The 15,129-nt window shown below is 60.4% G+C and carries 15 protein-coding genes; 8 read left to right on the forward strand and 7 right to left on the reverse strand.

Features of this window, described 5'->3' with window-relative positions; translation table 11 throughout:
• Nucleotides 1–215 (forward strand): hypothetical protein (locus J7394_RS16080; RefSeq protein WP_209254427.1); only part of this gene is annotated, 215 nt, incomplete at its 5' end.
• Nucleotides 216–431: 216 nt separating this feature from the next.
• Here J7394_RS16080 and J7394_RS16085 read toward each other — a convergent pair.
• Nucleotides 432–1,007: a GcrA family cell cycle regulator gene (locus tag J7394_RS16085; RefSeq protein ID WP_209254429.1), complete on the reverse strand. Its 576-nt coding sequence runs from the start codon at nucleotides 1,005–1,007 to the stop codon at nucleotides 432–434.
• A gap of 125 nt (nucleotides 1,008–1,132) precedes the next feature.
• On the opposite strand from J7394_RS16085, the gene J7394_RS16090 reads away from it, so the two are divergent.
• Nucleotides 1,133–1,936, forward strand: coding sequence for an ABC transporter permease (locus tag J7394_RS16090; protein ID WP_209254431.1), 804 nt, complete (start codon nucleotides 1,133–1,135; stop codon nucleotides 1,934–1,936).
• Here J7394_RS16090 and J7394_RS16095 read toward each other — a convergent pair.
• Nucleotides 1,918–2,808, reverse strand: coding sequence for a DMT family transporter (locus J7394_RS16095; protein WP_209254433.1), 891 nt, complete (start codon nucleotides 2,806–2,808; stop codon nucleotides 1,918–1,920). The two genes, J7394_RS16090 and J7394_RS16095, sit on opposite strands and share 19 nt — an antisense overlap.
• A 302-nt stretch (nucleotides 2,809–3,110) precedes the next feature.
• Here J7394_RS16095 and J7394_RS16100 point away from each other — a divergent pair, with 302 nt between their 5' ends.
• On the forward strand, nucleotides 3,111–4,298 hold the full coding sequence (locus tag J7394_RS16100) for an aspartate aminotransferase family protein (protein ID WP_209254435.1): 1,188 nt from the start codon (nucleotides 3,111–3,113) through the stop codon (nucleotides 4,296–4,298).
• Between the two features lie 74 nt (nucleotides 4,299–4,372).
• Complete coding sequence (argF, locus tag J7394_RS16105; RefSeq protein WP_209254437.1) at nucleotides 4,373–5,299, forward strand: ornithine carbamoyltransferase; 927 nt, start codon at nucleotides 4,373–4,375, stop codon at nucleotides 5,297–5,299.
• Here argF and J7394_RS16110 read toward each other — a convergent pair.
• Complete coding sequence (locus tag J7394_RS16110; protein WP_371812058.1) at nucleotides 5,296–5,892, reverse strand: ferric reductase-like transmembrane domain-containing protein; 597 nt, start codon at nucleotides 5,890–5,892, stop codon at nucleotides 5,296–5,298. The genes argF and J7394_RS16110 overlap by 4 nt on opposite strands.
• 8 nt (nucleotides 5,893–5,900) lie before the next feature.
• Nucleotides 5,901–6,380, reverse strand: coding sequence for a twin-arginine translocation pathway signal (locus tag J7394_RS16115; RefSeq protein ID WP_209254441.1), 480 nt, complete (start codon nucleotides 6,378–6,380; stop codon nucleotides 5,901–5,903).
• Nucleotides 6,381–6,663: 283 nt separating this feature from the next.
• Between J7394_RS16115 and J7394_RS16120 the strand changes: the two genes are divergently transcribed.
• Together J7394_RS16120 and J7394_RS16125 are read left to right on the forward strand one after the other, a co-directional pair.
• A complete protein-coding gene (locus J7394_RS16120) occupies nucleotides 6,664–7,626 on the forward strand; it encodes a pirin family protein (RefSeq protein ID WP_209254443.1) in 963 nt (320 codons plus the stop codon).
• Nucleotides 7,627–7,700: 74 nt separating this feature from the next.
• Nucleotides 7,701–8,675: a 2-dehydropantoate 2-reductase gene (locus J7394_RS16125; RefSeq protein ID WP_209254445.1), complete on the forward strand. Its 975-nt coding sequence runs from the start codon at nucleotides 7,701–7,703 to the stop codon at nucleotides 8,673–8,675.
• A gap of 62 nt (nucleotides 8,676–8,737) precedes the next feature.
• Here J7394_RS16125 and J7394_RS16130 read toward each other — a convergent pair whose 3' ends face one another.
• The 3 genes from J7394_RS16130 to hrpB form a co-directional block, all read right to left on the reverse strand.
• The gene (locus J7394_RS16130; protein ID WP_209254447.1) at nucleotides 8,738–10,216 is read right to left on the reverse strand and encodes an inorganic phosphate transporter; all 1,479 of its coding nucleotides are present in this window, start codon (nucleotides 10,214–10,216) and stop codon (nucleotides 8,738–8,740) included.
• Nucleotides 10,217–10,297: 81 nt separating this feature from the next.
• Entirely contained in the window at nucleotides 10,298–10,756 is a 459-nt protein-coding gene (locus J7394_RS16135) for an NUDIX hydrolase (protein WP_209254449.1), read from the reverse strand.
• A 163-nt stretch (nucleotides 10,757–10,919) separates the two neighbouring features.
• Nucleotides 10,920–13,370, reverse strand: coding sequence for an ATP-dependent helicase HrpB (hrpB, locus tag J7394_RS16140; protein WP_209254451.1), 2,451 nt, complete (start codon nucleotides 13,368–13,370; stop codon nucleotides 10,920–10,922).
• 120 nt (nucleotides 13,371–13,490) lie between these two features.
• On the opposite strand from hrpB, the gene meaB reads away from it, so the two are divergent.
• Nucleotides 13,491–14,462 (forward strand): methylmalonyl Co-A mutase-associated GTPase MeaB, encoded by a 972-nt coding sequence (gene meaB / locus J7394_RS16145; protein ID WP_209254453.1) that lies wholly within the window; start codon nucleotides 13,491–13,493, stop codon nucleotides 14,460–14,462.
• A 221-nt stretch (nucleotides 14,463–14,683) separates the two neighbouring features.
• Nucleotides 14,684–14,971 (forward strand): 50S ribosomal protein L28, encoded by a 288-nt coding sequence (gene rpmB, locus J7394_RS16150; RefSeq protein WP_085794823.1) that lies wholly within the window; start codon nucleotides 14,684–14,686, stop codon nucleotides 14,969–14,971.
• Nucleotides 14,972–15,129: the final 158 nt, after the last annotated feature.

Consider the following 15,129-nt stretch of genomic DNA (forward strand, 5'->3'; position numbering starts at 1 on the left):
AAGTCGTTGTTGTAGGCTTTGCTGACGCTACCAGTTTGTTGGATGTAGCGAGTTGGAGTGAGCTAGCGCGCACCCCTTCAAATCCGCCGCTCAACAGCAAGACGCAGTGGCTCGCAAGTCAAAACAAACAATTCATGATTGACCGAGATAGTCTTTCGATAACCGAACCAAGGTTCCTCCGTCCGTTACCCAAGAAACTGGTCTATTTGAGTTAGTGGCCATTCGCGCAATCGCCGCGAATTGACGCTCCTTCCGCACATCCGACGCTCTGATCTAAAACACCCTTGCAAAAAGCTGCGAGGGTGTTTTTCTCGTAAGTGTCCGTTACGCCAAGCGTTGTTTTGACTTCGCAAAACTTCCGATAAGAGGCTCGGAGAAACCCCGTACCCTTCCCACATTCCAGAATAGAAATATGGTTCTGGCGTTCCAAATCACCGACGGCGGTCGCGGCGAGAACTCATCGGCTGAAACGCCACTCCGACATGCGCCTCGCAATAGGGCTTGCCCGCTTCAACCGGCAGGCCGCAGAACCAGAAATCCTCGGTTGCGGGGTCGCCGACGGGCCATTTGCAGGTCTTTTCGGTCAGCTCCATCAGCGTCAGCTTTTTGGCTTTCTTCTCAACCTCATTGACCTTGGCCAACGCCTCGGGGCTGATCTCATTCGCCGAAGGCTGCGGCGGCAGAGGTTGACCCGCCGGGATAATCTGACGACGGGCGGGAACCGCGGGCTTCGTCTCCGCTGCCGGGGCAGGGGCGGGACGCGCGGGTTCGGTCTTGGGGGCGGGCTTTGGTTTCGCCTCGGCCTTGGGCGGGGGGGCTGGTTTTTCCTTGGGCTCGGCCTTGGCGGGCGTTGCTCCGGTTGCACGGTTGGACAGGCCCAGACGGTGGACCTTGCCGATCACCGCGTTGCGGGTCACGCCGCCCAGTTCCTTGGCGATCTGGCTGGCCGACTGGCCCTCGCCCCACATTTTCTTCAGCAGTTCTACGCGCTCGTCAGTCCAGGACATCGGTTGCCTTTCAAAAGCGGAAAGCGGCCCCGGATTCGGGCCGCCTTGGGAATTCGTCTCAGCGCCCTATTCTAATCACTGCGGGCCGAGTTACAAGCGGTCTTCGAATCAGTTAAGAGGCTCTCATGCAGAATCTTATGGATCAGGACGCGCGCCGGTTTGGCGCGGTCAATTGGATGGGCCTCTACACGCTGGCCAAACGCGAAACCCTGCGCTTTATGGCGGTGTGGACCCAGACCTTGCTGGCCCCGCTTGTGACGGCTGGATTGTTCCTGTTGATCTTCACCATAGCCATCGGCCCAAGTCGGCCTGATGTGATGGGTGTGCCGTTTCTGATCTTTCTGGCACCTGGCATCATGATGATGACGGTGATCCAGAATGCCTTCGCCAATACCTCGTCCTCAATGGTGATCTCGAAAGTTCAGGGGAACATCGTGGATACCCTGATGCCGCCGCTTTCCCCTCTGGAGATCCTGCTTGGCTATTTGGCAGGAGGCATCGCGCGCGGGGTTCTGATCGCTTGTGTTGTGGCCCTCGCGTTTCTGGTGTTTCTGTCGATTGCGCCGCAGAACCTGTTCATCACCCTGATATTCGTCATCTTGGGCGGTGCTTTCATGGGCGCCTTGGGCCTATTCGCCGGTATTTTTGCCAATAAATTCGACCAGATGGCCGCGATCACCAACTTCATCGTCACGCCTTTGGCCTTCCTGTCGGGGACCTTCTACTCGGTCGAGGCGCTGCCGCCGGTGCTGAACAAACTCAGCCACTTGAACCCAGTTTTCTATCTGATTGACGGTCTGCGCTATGGGATGATCGGAATGTCCGACAGCTCTCCGTGGCTGGGAATGGCAGTTTGCACCGGGGCGACGCTGTTCGTCGGTGCCGTGACCTGGCAGATGTTGCGGACGGGCTATCGGCTCAAGGCCTGACGGTGCAGGGTCTCGCGCCAGACCAGTATCAGCGCGCCTGTCAGGATGATGGATGAGCCGATGATGCTGATCCGATCCGGGATCACGCTAAAGATCGCAAAGTCGTAGAATGCCGCGAAGATCAATGTGGCATAGCTGATGGGTGCAACGAATGAGGCATCGGCGCGGGCCATTCCGTTGACGAAACAGGCCTGTGCGCAGGCCATCAGCCCCCCGATTCCGGCCAAAGCTGCCCATTGTGCAGGGGTCGGCGCCTGCCATACTGCAATCACCGCGACCGACGCGATGGATAGACCCAATCCGTTGTTCACCAAAAGAATCTGGATCGGAATCTCGCGGCCTGAGAGTTTTTTGATGAAAATCAGCTCCATCCCGATCACCGCGGCCGCCGTCAGGGCCAATAGGGCGGCTGGTTGGAAACTGGCAGGCGTTGGGCGCAACAGAATCAGTGCCCCGGTCAAAGCCACCGCTGCGGCCAGCCAACGCCAAGGGCCGACACCTTCTTTGAGCAGCGGGATGGCCAGAACCATCGCAAAAACCGGGTTCAGGAAGGAAATCGCCGTGGCGTCCGCGATCGGGATATAAGCAACGGATGCAAACATCAGCGTGATCCCCAGCCATCCAAAACTTGTTCGGCCAATATGCAACCCCCAATGAGGACGCCTTAGTACCGGGCGCAGAACGGCCGTGGCGGTCACGATCACCACAAAAGCAAACAGAAACCGCCCGTGGCTGATCTGCATCGGATGCAACGCAGGGCCAAGCGTATCTGTCCCCAACGCTTTGGCCAGCAATGTTGTCCCTGCCAGCAGGGCGCTGGCGGCAAAGATCAAAAGGGCCGCAAGGGGCGGATTCTGAGGTGTAGGCGTCATGGCCAAGCGGTGCGCCACAGGAGTTGAAATAGCAAGCGTGAAATGGCGGCTTCTCATCTCATTATGAGAATTCAGGGCTTTCCAATTATTGGTCTTCCCAGACAGATCGAACCTCGCTATACGAGCCGACATGATCAAAACCGCACATATCCTGCGCCTCCGACGCCGACGCCTGACCGCGTAACCGGCCCGTTTGATCTATTTGCGCTGTCCAAATCCGCGCATTCTCCACCAAATCAGTTGACGACCATGGCCCGGGTGTATCACTCACAGGGCTTAAGCTATCTTAAAAGGATGATCCGATGATCCCGTCCGTTCTGCCGACCTATAACCGTGCGCCCCTGACTTTCGTGAAGGGCGAAGGCGCCTGGCTGACCGAGGCGGATGGCCGACGTTTTCTGGACCTCGGAGCGGGCATCGCGGTGAACGCGCTGGGCCACGCGCATCCAGCGCTTGTGAACGCGCTGACCGAGCAGGCGCACGCGCTGTGGCATGTCTCGAACCTTTACCACATTCCGCAGCAGCAGGCGCTGGCCGACAAGCTGGTGGAACATACTTTTGCGGACACGGTGTTCTTTACCAACTCGGGCACCGAGTCCTGCGAACTGGCCGTGAAAATGGCCCGCAAGTATTTCTATGACAAAGGCCAGCCCGAGAAGGTCGAGATCATCACCTTCGATGGCTCGTTCCACGGACGGTCTTCGGCTGGTATCGCCGCCGCCGGGTCCGAGAAGATGACTAAAGGTTTCGGCCCCTTGTTGCCCGGCTTCGTGCATCTCACTTTCGGAGATTTGGACGGAGTCACCGATGCGATTACCGAAAAAACAGCGGCAATAATGATCGAGCCGGTGCAGGGCGAAGGCGGCATCCGCCCCGTTCCCGACGCCGAACTCAAAGCCCTGCGTCAAATCTGTGATGAAAATGGCCTCCTGCTGATCCTGGACGAGGTCCAGTGCGGCGTGGGCCGGACTGGTAAGCTTTTTGCCCATGAATGGGCGGGTATCACGCCAGATATCATGATGGTCGCCAAAGGCATCGGCGGAGGCTTCCCTCTGGGCGCGGTGCTGGCCACCGAAGAGGCCGCCAGCGGCATGACCGCAGGCACCCATGGCTCCACCTACGGGGGGAACCCGCTAGGCTGCGCCGTTGGCTGCGCCGTGATCGACCAAGTTGCCACGCCCGCCTTCCTCGAAGGTGTCAACCGTAAGGCAGGCCTGTTGCGCCAGAAACTCGAAGGCCTAGTCGCCGACCATCCCGAGGTTTTCGAAGAGGTGCGCGGCGCCGGCCTGATGCTGGGCCTGAAGTGCAAAGCGACCAATATCGACGTCGTCAACGCGGGCTATGACAACGAGGTCATCACAGTTCCCGCCGCCGACAACGTCATCCGCCTCTTGCCGCCACTGACCCTGACCGAGGACGATATTGCCCAGGCGATGATCCGCCTCGACAAGGCCGCGACGCAAATCGAAGCCAATCTGGCCACCGCCTGATTCTTCTTCTGTTCACAAATACCTCGGGGGTGTGGGGGCTGGCCCCCACGCACCACAGCCAAAAGCGAAACGATATGAACCATTTCCTTGATATCCACAAAACCGGCGCAGCCGACCTCCGCAACATGATTGATCAAGCGGGCGCGATGAAACACGCCCGCCTTGGACGGCCAAAAGCCGCGCTGGATGATGAACAGCCGCTCAAAGACCACATGGTCGCGTTGATCTTCGAAAAACCCTCGACCCGGACGCGCGTGTCGTTTGATGTCGGTGTGCGTCAGATGGGCGGTCAGACCATGGTCTTGTCCGGCAAGGACATGCAACTGGGCCATGGTGAAACCATCGCGGACACGGCCCGTGTCCTGTCACGCTATGTGGACATGATCATGATCCGCACTTTTGACGAAACCGTCCTGACCGAGATGGCCGAATACTCGGACGTACCTGTGATCAACGGCCTGACAGATCGCACCCATCCCTGTCAGATCATGGCCGATATCCTGACCTACGAGGAACACCGCGGCCCGATTGCGGGCAAAAAAGTGGCCTGGACCGGCGACGGCAACAATGTATGCGCCTCGTTCCTTCACGCGGCAGGGCAGTTTGGCTTTGACCTGACATTCACCGGCCCGGCACAGTTTGACCCCGAGGAAGAATTCATGGGTTTTGCCCGTCAGAAAGGTTCTCAAATCGTTGTCGAGCGTGATCCCTACAAGGCCGTTGAGGGCGCAGATCTGGTGGTTGCCGACACCTGGGTCTCGATGCATGACAGCCAATCTGCGAAAGAGCGTCGTCATAACATGCTGCGCCCATATCAGGTCAATACTGAGCTGATGTCCCATGCCAAGCCCGACGCGCTGTTCATGCACTGTCTGCCCGCCCACCGCGAGGAAGAGGCGACCTCTGAGGTCATGGACGGCCCGAACTCCGTGATCTTTGATGAGGCAGAAAACCGCCTTCATGCGCAAAAAGCAGTGATGCGGTGGTGTCTGGGCGTCTAAGCGCGTCTCCTCACGTCCCAAACACGCAGTTTGGCGAGCGCCCGCCCGCTCGCCAATAGCACCAAAACGCAGAGGGCTGTCTTGGTCATGATCTCCATCGTGCCCTCGATCAGCACAGCGTGCACAACGCTTCCGACGATTGTCACAGAAGCCAGCGTCGTATGCGTTAGCCGCCAGACACGAAACCGCAAGGCCATGCGTTGTCGATAGATACCCAGAAACGCCGCGAAAAAAGCCGCCCACATCGCGATCACTCCCCACGCGGAAAACGGGGTCGCCGAGACGAAGAGCAACGCATCCACCACATCCGGAGGGCTGGTAATCCAGAGGCCGCCAACATGGATGCAGATCGCCGCAATCAACGTAGTCCCGACCCATCTGTGCAGGCGACGGCTGGTCATCGGGGTAAGTCCCGGCAAAATTCTGGCCGCCAGCAGAGGTTGCAGCAAAAGCAACCCAAGGCTCAGAACCCCGGCAAACCCTGCCAGAATGTAGATGGGGTCACGCCAAGCGAGATACGGGCTGGTTGCAGCCGCGATCAACGGAACAAGCAACGCCGCCCCAATCCCCAGCCAAATCAGAGCGCTGCGGATCACGTGGCTCAGGCAGGTTGCAGCACGAAATGTGCGGCCAGCGTTTTGTCTTTCGCGCTAGACATCACGGGCCGCAGGAACACCGTCTGGAACTCACCGCTGTCATAGGCCAGATGCCCATGCGGTTGCCCGAAGGCAGGCACGATCTGCGGCATCTCCAGCCGAAACTCGCCATTGGCGTCGGTCAAGGTCGCTCCGTGACTGTGAGGATCGCGCTCGTGCCCTTCGGTCGTGTGTGCCCAGATCTGGATGCGTTGACCGGGCAGGGGCGCTCCGTCCCCGGCGCGCCGCACGGTGCCTGTCATCCAGAACCCTCCGCCACCGATCCGGTCGACGATCGGCGCGCCGGGGCGATAATTGTTGGATCCACCGCGCATAGACGGGGTCGCAGCAAGCCCGCTGGCATGCGTTCCGCCCGATAGACCCGTCGCGAGGGTGCCAATGCCGGCAACAATTAAAGACCGGCGGGTTATCTGAAGGCGCGTCATGGAAACTCTCCTGTCATCTGGCCCACATTCTAGCCCGACCTGACTAGCCGGGTTCGCCTACCACAAAATATAGCACGCTTGATTGGAAAACCGAGCGCGCGCCGTCCAAGCGTGGACGATTTAATGTTCACTGCTATGTGAGGGTGCATGGCCCACCGAGCTTTACCGAACCAGACGCCGCACCAAATATGTGCGCAGGTGCGCGATACATGTAGCGAACTCTGCGCTACAGTGCATCCAGGAACGTTAGAAAGTTAGCCCGTCCGACCAAAGGAGATCAGGCATGAGCTGGAACCCGACTCACACCCCCGACTGCGTCACGGAAAACCCGGCGCTTGAGACGTTGATCATCCCGCGTGCCCGCGATCTGGGCGGGTTCGAAGTGCGTCGGGCGCTGCCATCGGTCGAACGCCAACTGGTCGGGCCGTTCATCTTCTTCGATCAGATGGGTCCAGCCGAGTTCATCACCGAAGGCGGCATAGATGTCCGCCCGCATCCTCACATCGGGTTGGGGACCGTGACCTATCTGTATCAGGGCGAGTTTGAACATCGAGACAGTCTGGGCACCCACCAAATGATCTACCCCGGTGAGGTCAACTGGATGGTCGCCGGTCGCGGCGTGACCCACTCTGAACGCACAAGTGCTGAGACACGCGCCCGCGAAAATAAGCTTTTTGGTATCCAGACCTGGATCGCTTTGCCCGAAGCGCATGAGGATATGGCACCGGATTTCGAACATCACAAACAAGGCGCGCTGCCCCATATTCAGGACAAGGGCGTGAGCGCCCGCCTGATCCTCGGCTCGGCTTATGGTGAGACAAGCCCGGTTACCATGCTGTCCGAGACTTTCTATCTGGATGTCGAACTGGATCCTGGTGCCTCGTTCCCGCTGCCGGACGATCATGAGGATCGGGGCGTCTATGTCACCGAAGGCTCGGTCGAGATTGCGGGCGATAAATTCGAGGCCGGGCGCATGATGGTCTTCCGTCCGGGCGACAAGCTTTCGGTCACGGCCGGGCCAATGGGGGCGCGGCTTATGTTGCTCGGCGGCGCGACCCTCAACGAAGAGCGGTATATCTGGTGGAATTTCGTGTCTTCGTCGAAGGAAAAGATCGAACACGCAACGCGGGAATGGAAGAACGCCGACTGGGCGAACGGAGCCTTCCACCTGCCCCCCGGCGATGATCAGGAGTTTATTCCGATCTCGCCGGAACTGGAACGCACGAAACCCAGACTGGCCCGCTGAACGCCACGTTACCTCGCGCTGGGCTTGCCCCGACACGCTAACCCGGTGATCCTTCCCGCAACGGAGGGATCACTATGAAGATCGTCATTGCAGGTGCGGGTAGTATCGGCTGCTATTGCGGCGCGCTGTTGGCTGATGCCGGGCATATGGTCACTCTACTCGGCCGCGCCCGCGTTTTGGACCCGATCCGACAGCAGGGGCTGACGGTCACCGATTTCTCAGGTCTCAATCTCACGGTTCCGGCCACATCGCTAACGCTCAGCACAGATCCTAACTGTCTGGCCGAAGCCGATCTGATCATCGTCACTGTGAAATCTGGCGCGACCGAAGAAATGGCGGCGCTGATCGCGTCGCATGCGCCGCAGTCGACCCCGGTCCTTTCCTGGCAAAACGGGATGGGAAACACCCGAACCCTGCGCGCCGCATTGCCCAACCACGACGTCCGCGCAGGCATGGTACCTTTCAACGTGGTTCCAACCCGCCCAGCCGCCTATCACCGCGCCACTTCCGGGGATATCGTCATTCAAGCGGGCCCCGGGTCTTTGGCCGAACACCTGACCAGTGCCCATCTTCCAATCACCGAGAGCGACCAGATCGAGGCTGTTCAATGGGGCAAGCTTGTCATCAACCTCAACAACGCGCTGAATGCGCTATCTGGCCTTACGCTGGTCGAACAACTGACGGATCGAGATTGGCGTCGCCTGATGGCTGATCAGATGGCCGAAGCACATTCGGTTCTGAAAGCTGCCGGTCACCCGGTCGCCTCGACCACACCGCTGCCCGCGTGGATGACGCCGCATATCCTGCGCCTTCCGACACCTTTGTTCAAGCGCATCGCCGCTAAAATGCTGACCATCGACCCCAGTGCGCGAACCTCGATGGCCTATGATCTCAGCGCTGGTCGCCCTACGGAAATCGACAGTCTGCAAGGCGAGATCATCCGTCTTGGCCAGTCCCTGAACAAACCAACTCCAATCAACAGCCGGGTCGCCGAATTGATCCGCGAAACCCCCGCAGAACCTATGCGCCCGGCCCAGATCAGACCCTGATCCGCTCTTCATCTGGCTAAAAATATCCCGGAGCGCGAGGCAGAGCCTCGCAAATCCCCAGCTTACCCAAATGCAGTCAGCATCCAGAAAATCACAGCGGACAACACAGCCGCTGCCGGAACGGTCACCACCCAAGCGGCCACGATCGTCATGAAATGCGAGCGGCGAACCAGCTTGCGCCGCTGATGCTCTTCCCGCGCCAGTCGCTGCTCGGGCGGGCGTTGGCGGTTGGAGTGTGCCCAGCGTCGGTCAGAATGCCATTCACGATAGAAACCCACACCAAAAACGGCGCCCACGGTGATGTGGGTCGAACTTACTGGCAGGCCCAACCAGCTGGCCAGGATCACGGTGATGGCGGCAGACAGCGCGACGCAAAAGGCGCGCATCGGGTTCAACTTGGTGATCTGACTGCCCACCATTCTGATCAGTTTCGGCCCAAACAAGAACAGACCAAAGGAAATCCCAAAGGCTCCGATCACCATGACCCATGTGGGAATGGTGACTTTGGCGGCAAAATCTCCGAACTCGGCTGCGTGCACGATAGCGGCCAGAGGGCCGACCGCATTTGCCACGTCATTGGCTCCATGCGCAAAGCTGAGGAAGGTCGCTGAAATCACCAAAGGCAACCCGAACAGGGTTTTCAGCGACCGCGTTCGGTTCTCTAGCCCTTGCGAGCGGCGTCGCACCCATGGCACCGTCACGGCCCATGCAAGCAGACCAGCGCCGAGACCGATCAGAACGGCCGTGTTCAGATCAATCGCAACGATTTTCTTCAGCCCCTTCACCGCCAGATAGGTGGCGAAGGCACCAGCCATTAGCCCCACGAGGATGGGCACCCAGCGCTGCGCGGCTGCAATCTTGTCGTCCTGATACTGGATTTTGGCCTTGATCAGCGCCAGAAATACAGCTGCAATCACGCCACCCAGAACCGGAGAGATCACCCAGCTGGCCGCGATCGCCCCCATGGTGCCCCAGCTGACCGCGCTCAGCCCTGCCGCAGCGATGCCAGCACCCATGACCCCGCCCACGACAGAATGAGTGGTCGAAACAGGCGCGCCCAGCCAAGTCGCAAGGTTGACCCACATGGCCGAGGAGATCAGCGCCGCCATCATCGCCCATATGAACACATTGCTGTTCTGGACCGAGGCCGGATCAATGATCCCCTTGGAGATGGTTGAGACCACATCCCCACCCGCCAGCAACGCGCCTGCGCTTTCGGCGATGGCCGCGATGGCAATCGCGCCGCCCATAGTCAGGGCATTTGCACCCACGGCCGGGCCCATGTTGTTGGCCACGTCATTGGCGCCGATATTGATTGCCATATAAGCCCCGAACGCAGCCGCTGCGACGACGATCACGCCACCATCCGCCTGCCCAAACAGAACCGCCGCCGTCAGCCCGGCCAATGCCATGAAGGCCAGCGCGATGCCCGGCGCCAGCAAGGGGCGGGCGACATGCGCATTTGCCGTCTCGACCCGCGAGATGCGATGCAGGTCGCTGTCCAGCGCCTTCCAGCGCGGTTTGGAGTTCGTGTTCGACATGGGTGTGATAAGGTCCAAAAAGATTGACGCCGGTTCCTACAGGTTTCACGACCTGAGGGCAACCGTGACGCCACTTGACCTTTACAGATGCCTGAGTAGGGCCTTGAGTTCAGGCTCATCCACACGTTCAGCTGCTATCTTCGGCGTCACCCAGTTCCGCTGCCGCTGATCAACTTCGGGGAAGTCATCCAGCAGTTTCGTCACGCGCAGATGGTAGACGCTGGTCAACACTGCCTCGACCGAGCCGTCTTTGAGAACCTTGTCATAGGTGAAGTGACCCACCGGCTCTTTTTTGGCTTTGGCCTCGCGAACGCCGGCCTCTTCCCAGGCCTCTTGCAGGGCAGTTCCGGCGCCGTCCAGCCCGTCGATCGGCCAACCTTTGGGAATGATCCAGCGCCCAGTGTCGCGGCTGGTCACCAAAAGAACCTCGTGGCCCGATTTGGTCTGACGCGTACAGAGGGCGGCCACCTGCACGCGCTTGGGTCGCTGTATCATAGGTCGTCCGACCTCATCCCAGATTCTCTGCAACTGCGCTTTCATTGTTCTGCCGCTCGGGAAGCATTTTACCTCAATGTATGTTCAAATAGTGGCCGAGATTGTTTAATGCAACGTAACCCCGGAAAAATGGCTTTTCTTGGGGGTTTGGCGGCAATTTTGTCGCGATTTTGGGGAAATTCGACAGAACTTAGCGCTTGGTGATGCCTCAGCCGGGCCTTCGTTTGGCCCGCAACGTCGGATCGGCCTGCGTTGGATCTTCGGGCCAGGGATGTTTGGGGTATTGCGCGCGCATGTCTTTGCGGACATCCGCGTAAGAGCCAGCCCAGAACCCCGGCAGGTCGCGGGTGATCTGGATCGGGCGTTGTGCGGGAGACAGCAAGGTGATCTTCAACGGTGTGCCTCCGACCACCGGATGGCGCGTGACACCGAACAGTTCTTGCAGACGCACCGAGATTTCAGGCGCGTCGCCCCCGTAGTCGATGGGAACCTTGCGGCCCAGTGGGGTAACGAAGGATCCCGGAGCACGGCGGTCCAGCTCTTGCGTCTGCGCCCAGTCCAGACGGGCCCGCAGTGCGGGCAGCAGGTCAAAGCGCTTCCAGTCCTCCGCACTGCGCACGCCCGAGAGCATGGGAAACAGCCAATCTTCCCGCGTGTCGATCAGCCCTTGGTCCGAGAAGTCGGGCAGGTCCACCCCATCAGCGCGCACCAGTTCAACCCGTGCGGCCAGCCGGGCGGCTGCGCCCTCCAACCGCAGCCCTAGATCGCGCACGCCGTCCAACATGGCACGGGCGATCGCGTCCTCGGGGACGTCTTTCCAGATCCGGTCCTCGAGCGCGATTGCGCCGAGGCGTTCTTGCCGCCGTGCAATGACCCGTCGGTCGCGTTTTGACCAGACACAGCTAGTCTCCCATCCGATCTGATCTGCGAACAGGGCGCGAATTTCACTTTCGCTGATCTGAACGGCCATGCGCGCCTTCGCCTCGCGCGGGTTGCCGTCGGTATCTATGACCACCAAATAGGGCGCGCCTGCCAGCGTATCGCCACTGTCCAGCACAACGCCCTTGCCGCCGGACAGCACATAGCGCGGTGCTTCGCCCTTACGCCTTTGGCCAATGCGGTCGGGATAGGCCAGCGCGGCCATGGAGGCGGTGCTGAGGTTTTCAGCCACAGATCCGGCCTGCGTTCGCAGCCGTTTGGCCTCGGCCTTGACCCGGTCCAACACGCCCATATTGACCTGCCAGACCCGGTTGCGCTGAAACGCACGGGCGTCGCGCAGAGCTTCAAGCCGCAAGGACAGGTCAACCGGAGCGCCCTTTAGTGGGTCACGTTCCGCCATCAGTGCGGCCAGAGGGGCTGCCTGCGCCCCCGCCGTAACCAGCATATGACCCAAGCGGGGATGTAGGGGCAGGGCAGCCAGCGCGCGTCCATGATCCGTGATCCGTCCCTTGCCATCCAAAGCGCCCAGTAAGGTCAGCAGCGCCTGCGCCTCAGCCAGAGCGCCCTCGGGCGGAGCTGTCAGAAATGCCAGATCACCGGCTTCGGCCCCCCAGAGTGCCAGTTCCAGCGCAAGCCCGGTCAGATCGGCGGCCTCAATCTCGGCAGGCGGGTAGGCGGCCAATGCCCCCTCTTCGCCTTTCGACCATAGCCGATAGCACAGCCCGTCTGAAACCCGGCCCGCCCGGCCTGCGCGCTGGGTTGCTTCGGCGCGCGTGACTCGTTCCGTCACCAGCCGCGACATGCCCGAGCCGGGATCGAACCGCGCCCGCCGTGCCTGTCCCATATCAACCACGACGCGGATATCGGGGATCGTCAGCGAGGTTTCGGCAATCGAGGTTGCCAGCACCACCTTACGTCCGCTCTCAACCGGTGCAATTGCCGCGCGCTGGGCGGCAAAGGGCATGGCCCCAAAGAGAGGGCGCACAACGCAATCTTTTGGCAATCGCTCAATCAGCGCAGTTTCGGCGCGGCGAATCTCACCCTCGCCAGGAAGAAACACGAGGATACCGCCACCGATAGCGCGGCTGTCCCGCTGGGCTTTAACGACCAGATCAATCAACGCATCCAACCGCCGGGCCTGCGTACCCAATGGTTTCTCCAACCATCGCGTTTCAACCGGATAGCTGCGACCTTCCGAGGTCACCAGCGGGGCCTCCATCAACCTCCCCACGGGGTCTGCATCCAGCGTCGCCGACATGGCCAGCAGGATTAGATCATCGCGCAGGGCTCCGGTGACCTCAAGACACAGGGCCAGCCCCAGATCGGCGTTCAGCGAGCGTTCGTGGAACTCATCGAAAATCACTGCACCGACGCCGGGCAGGTCCGGCTCGGATTGCAACATGCGGGTCAGGATGCCTTCGGTGACCACCTCGATCCGGGTGGCTTTCGACACTTTCGCATCGCCCCGGACGCGGTAGCCGACCGTTTGCCCGGCGCGTTCGCCCAGCGTTTCGGCCATCCGCTCGGCCGCGGCGCGGGCAGCCAGCCGCCGGGGCTCCAACATCACAATCCGACCGGCGCATATTCCGGTCTCTAGCATCGCCAGAGGCACCCGCGTCGTCTTGCCCGCACCCGGCGGGGCCTGCAGCACGGCACGGCCATGGGTTCTCAGGGCCTCCAGGAGTTCCGGAAGGGCGTCATCTATCGGCAAACGGCTCATGCGGCCTTATCGCCAAAGCGGGACCCGACGTCCAGAAGCCGCGCAGTTAATCCCGCAGGGCCTCTGGACAAACCCCGCGCCGCACATTCATCTAGGGCGGATTCTAAAGGGACCGGACGGATGGACATAGCTGACTTGGGCGACAGGATTTTGCGGGGTGAGCGTCGGGCTTTGGCGCGTGCGATTACCTTGGTCGAAAGCCAGCGCGAAGATCACCGGGCGCAAGCGACTGAGTTGCTGTCCCATCTGGCGCAGTCCGGACGGCAATCCCTGCGGATTGGTCTGTCCGGTACGCCGGGTGTCGGCAAGTCTACATTCATCGAAAGCTTTGGTATGATGCTGATCGGGCAGGGGCTGCGCGTGGCGGTTCTGGCTGTTGACCCAAGCTCGGCCCGCTCGGGTGGGTCCATTCTAGGTGACAAAACCCGGATGGAGCGTCTGAGCCGCGAGAAAAACGCCTTTATCCGCCCCTCTCCCAGCCAGAGCCACCTTGGCGGGGTCGCCCGCCGCACCCGCGAGGCCATCGCCCTGTGCGAGGCAGCGGGCTACGATGTCGTCTTGATCGAAACCGTAGGGGTCGGTCAGTCCGAAACTGTGGTATCAGAACTGTCGGACCTGTTCCTGCTGCTGCTGGCCCCGGCAGGCGGAGATGAGTTGCAAGGCGTGAAGCGCGGTATCATGGAGATGGCCGACATCATCCTGATCAACAAGGCCGACGGAGACCTCAAGGCCACCGCAACCCGCACCTGCGCTGACTACGCCGGTGCTCTGCGCCTGTTGCGCAAAAGACCGCAAGATCCTGAAGGCTTCCCGAAGGCCATGGCCGTCTCCGCGGTTGAGGAACATGGGCTGGACAAAGCATGGACGGAAATCCAGAGTCTGACCGATTGGCGGCGCGAAGCAGGGCACTGGCAATCCAACCGCGCCGCACAAGCCCGCTATTGGTTCGATCAGGAGGTGCGGCATGCGCTGCTTGCACGCCTCGAAACGGCGCAGGCCAAAGCGCAAATGGCACAGCTTGATGCCGAGGTATCCCAAGGTCGCCTCAGCCCTGCCGCCGCGGCCGAGAAAATGCTGGCGAGCCTGGTCTGATGATACTTTCATCTTTTCAAAAATACTCACGCCGTAGGCACGGCCCGACGGGCCGTTCCGTTGCAAGAGGTTTCGGAAAAGAATCCGTCCGCCGTGTCTTGACCCTCCCAGCGATTCCCACTACACGCATCCAACCAGTTTTCGGGCGCGACTTCGGGTTGTGCCCCTTGTGATTTGGCCGCAGGCGTTTTGCCGGGCCTCCAGAAACAAAGGAAGAAACCATGTCGCGCCGTTGCGAACTGACCGGAAAAGGCCCGATGACTGGCAACAATGTCAGCCACGCCAAAAACAGAACTCGTCGTCGTTTTCTGCCTAACCTGAACGACGTTACCCTGCAGTCCGAGACCCTGGGTCGTGGCGTTAAGCTGCGCATCTCGGCAGCTGCCCTGCGCTCGGTCGACCACCGTGGTGGTCTGGACGCGTTCCTGGCGAAAGCCAAGGACGAAGAGCTGTCGGCAAACGCTCTGAAAGTGAAAAAGGAAATCGCCAAGGCTCAAGCCGCGGCCTAAATTCCTTCACTCATTAGAATTCCAAAGCCTCGAACCTAGCCGGTTCGGGGCTTTTTTGTGTGGAAACGATTGGCGGGAACTGTGGGGGCTTCGGAAACAAATTCTTCTTGAGTGATCTTGTTCACAGACCATGCCGCCCTATTTTTGACATTATTGGT

The sequence above is a fragment of the Ruegeria sp. R13_0 genome (assembly GCF_017743995.1).
In the GTDB taxonomy this organism is placed as follows: Bacteria; Pseudomonadota; Alphaproteobacteria; order Rhodobacterales; family Rhodobacteraceae; genus Ruegeria.

What these genes read in the sequence shown, in the direction of transcription:
- J7394_RS16085 (WP_209254429.1), bottom strand. Translation starts at nt 1,007, where the DNA reads ATGTCCTGGACTGACGAGCGCGTAGAACTGCTGAAGAAAATGTGGGGC.
- J7394_RS16090 (WP_209254431.1), top strand. Translation starts at nt 1,133, where the DNA reads ATGCAGAATCTTATGGATCAGGACGCGCGCCGGTTTGGCGCGGTCAAT.
- J7394_RS16095 (WP_209254433.1), bottom strand. Translation starts at nt 2,808, where the DNA reads ATGACGCCTACACCTCAGAATCCGCCCCTTGCGGCCCTTTTGATCTTT.
- J7394_RS16100 (WP_209254435.1), top strand. Translation starts at nt 3,111, where the DNA reads ATGATCCCGTCCGTTCTGCCGACCTATAACCGTGCGCCCCTGACTTTC.
- argF (WP_209254437.1), top strand. Translation starts at nt 4,373, where the DNA reads ATGAACCATTTCCTTGATATCCACAAAACCGGCGCAGCCGACCTCCGC.
- J7394_RS16115 (WP_209254441.1), bottom strand. Translation starts at nt 6,380, where the DNA reads ATGACGCGCCTTCAGATAACCCGCCGGTCTTTAATTGTTGCCGGCATT.
- J7394_RS16120 (WP_209254443.1), top strand. Translation starts at nt 6,664, where the DNA reads ATGAGCTGGAACCCGACTCACACCCCCGACTGCGTCACGGAAAACCCG.
- J7394_RS16125 (WP_209254445.1), top strand. Translation starts at nt 7,701, where the DNA reads ATGAAGATCGTCATTGCAGGTGCGGGTAGTATCGGCTGCTATTGCGGC.
- J7394_RS16130 (WP_209254447.1), bottom strand. Translation starts at nt 10,216, where the DNA reads ATGTCGAACACGAACTCCAAACCGCGCTGGAAGGCGCTGGACAGCGAC.
- J7394_RS16135 (WP_209254449.1), bottom strand. Translation starts at nt 10,756, where the DNA reads ATGAAAGCGCAGTTGCAGAGAATCTGGGATGAGGTCGGACGACCTATG.
- hrpB (WP_209254451.1), bottom strand. Translation starts at nt 13,370, where the DNA reads ATGAGCCGTTTGCCGATAGATGACGCCCTTCCGGAACTCCTGGAGGCC.
- meaB (WP_209254453.1), top strand. Translation starts at nt 13,491, where the DNA reads ATGGACATAGCTGACTTGGGCGACAGGATTTTGCGGGGTGAGCGTCGG.
- rpmB (WP_085794823.1), top strand. Translation starts at nt 14,684, where the DNA reads ATGTCGCGCCGTTGCGAACTGACCGGAAAAGGCCCGATGACTGGCAAC.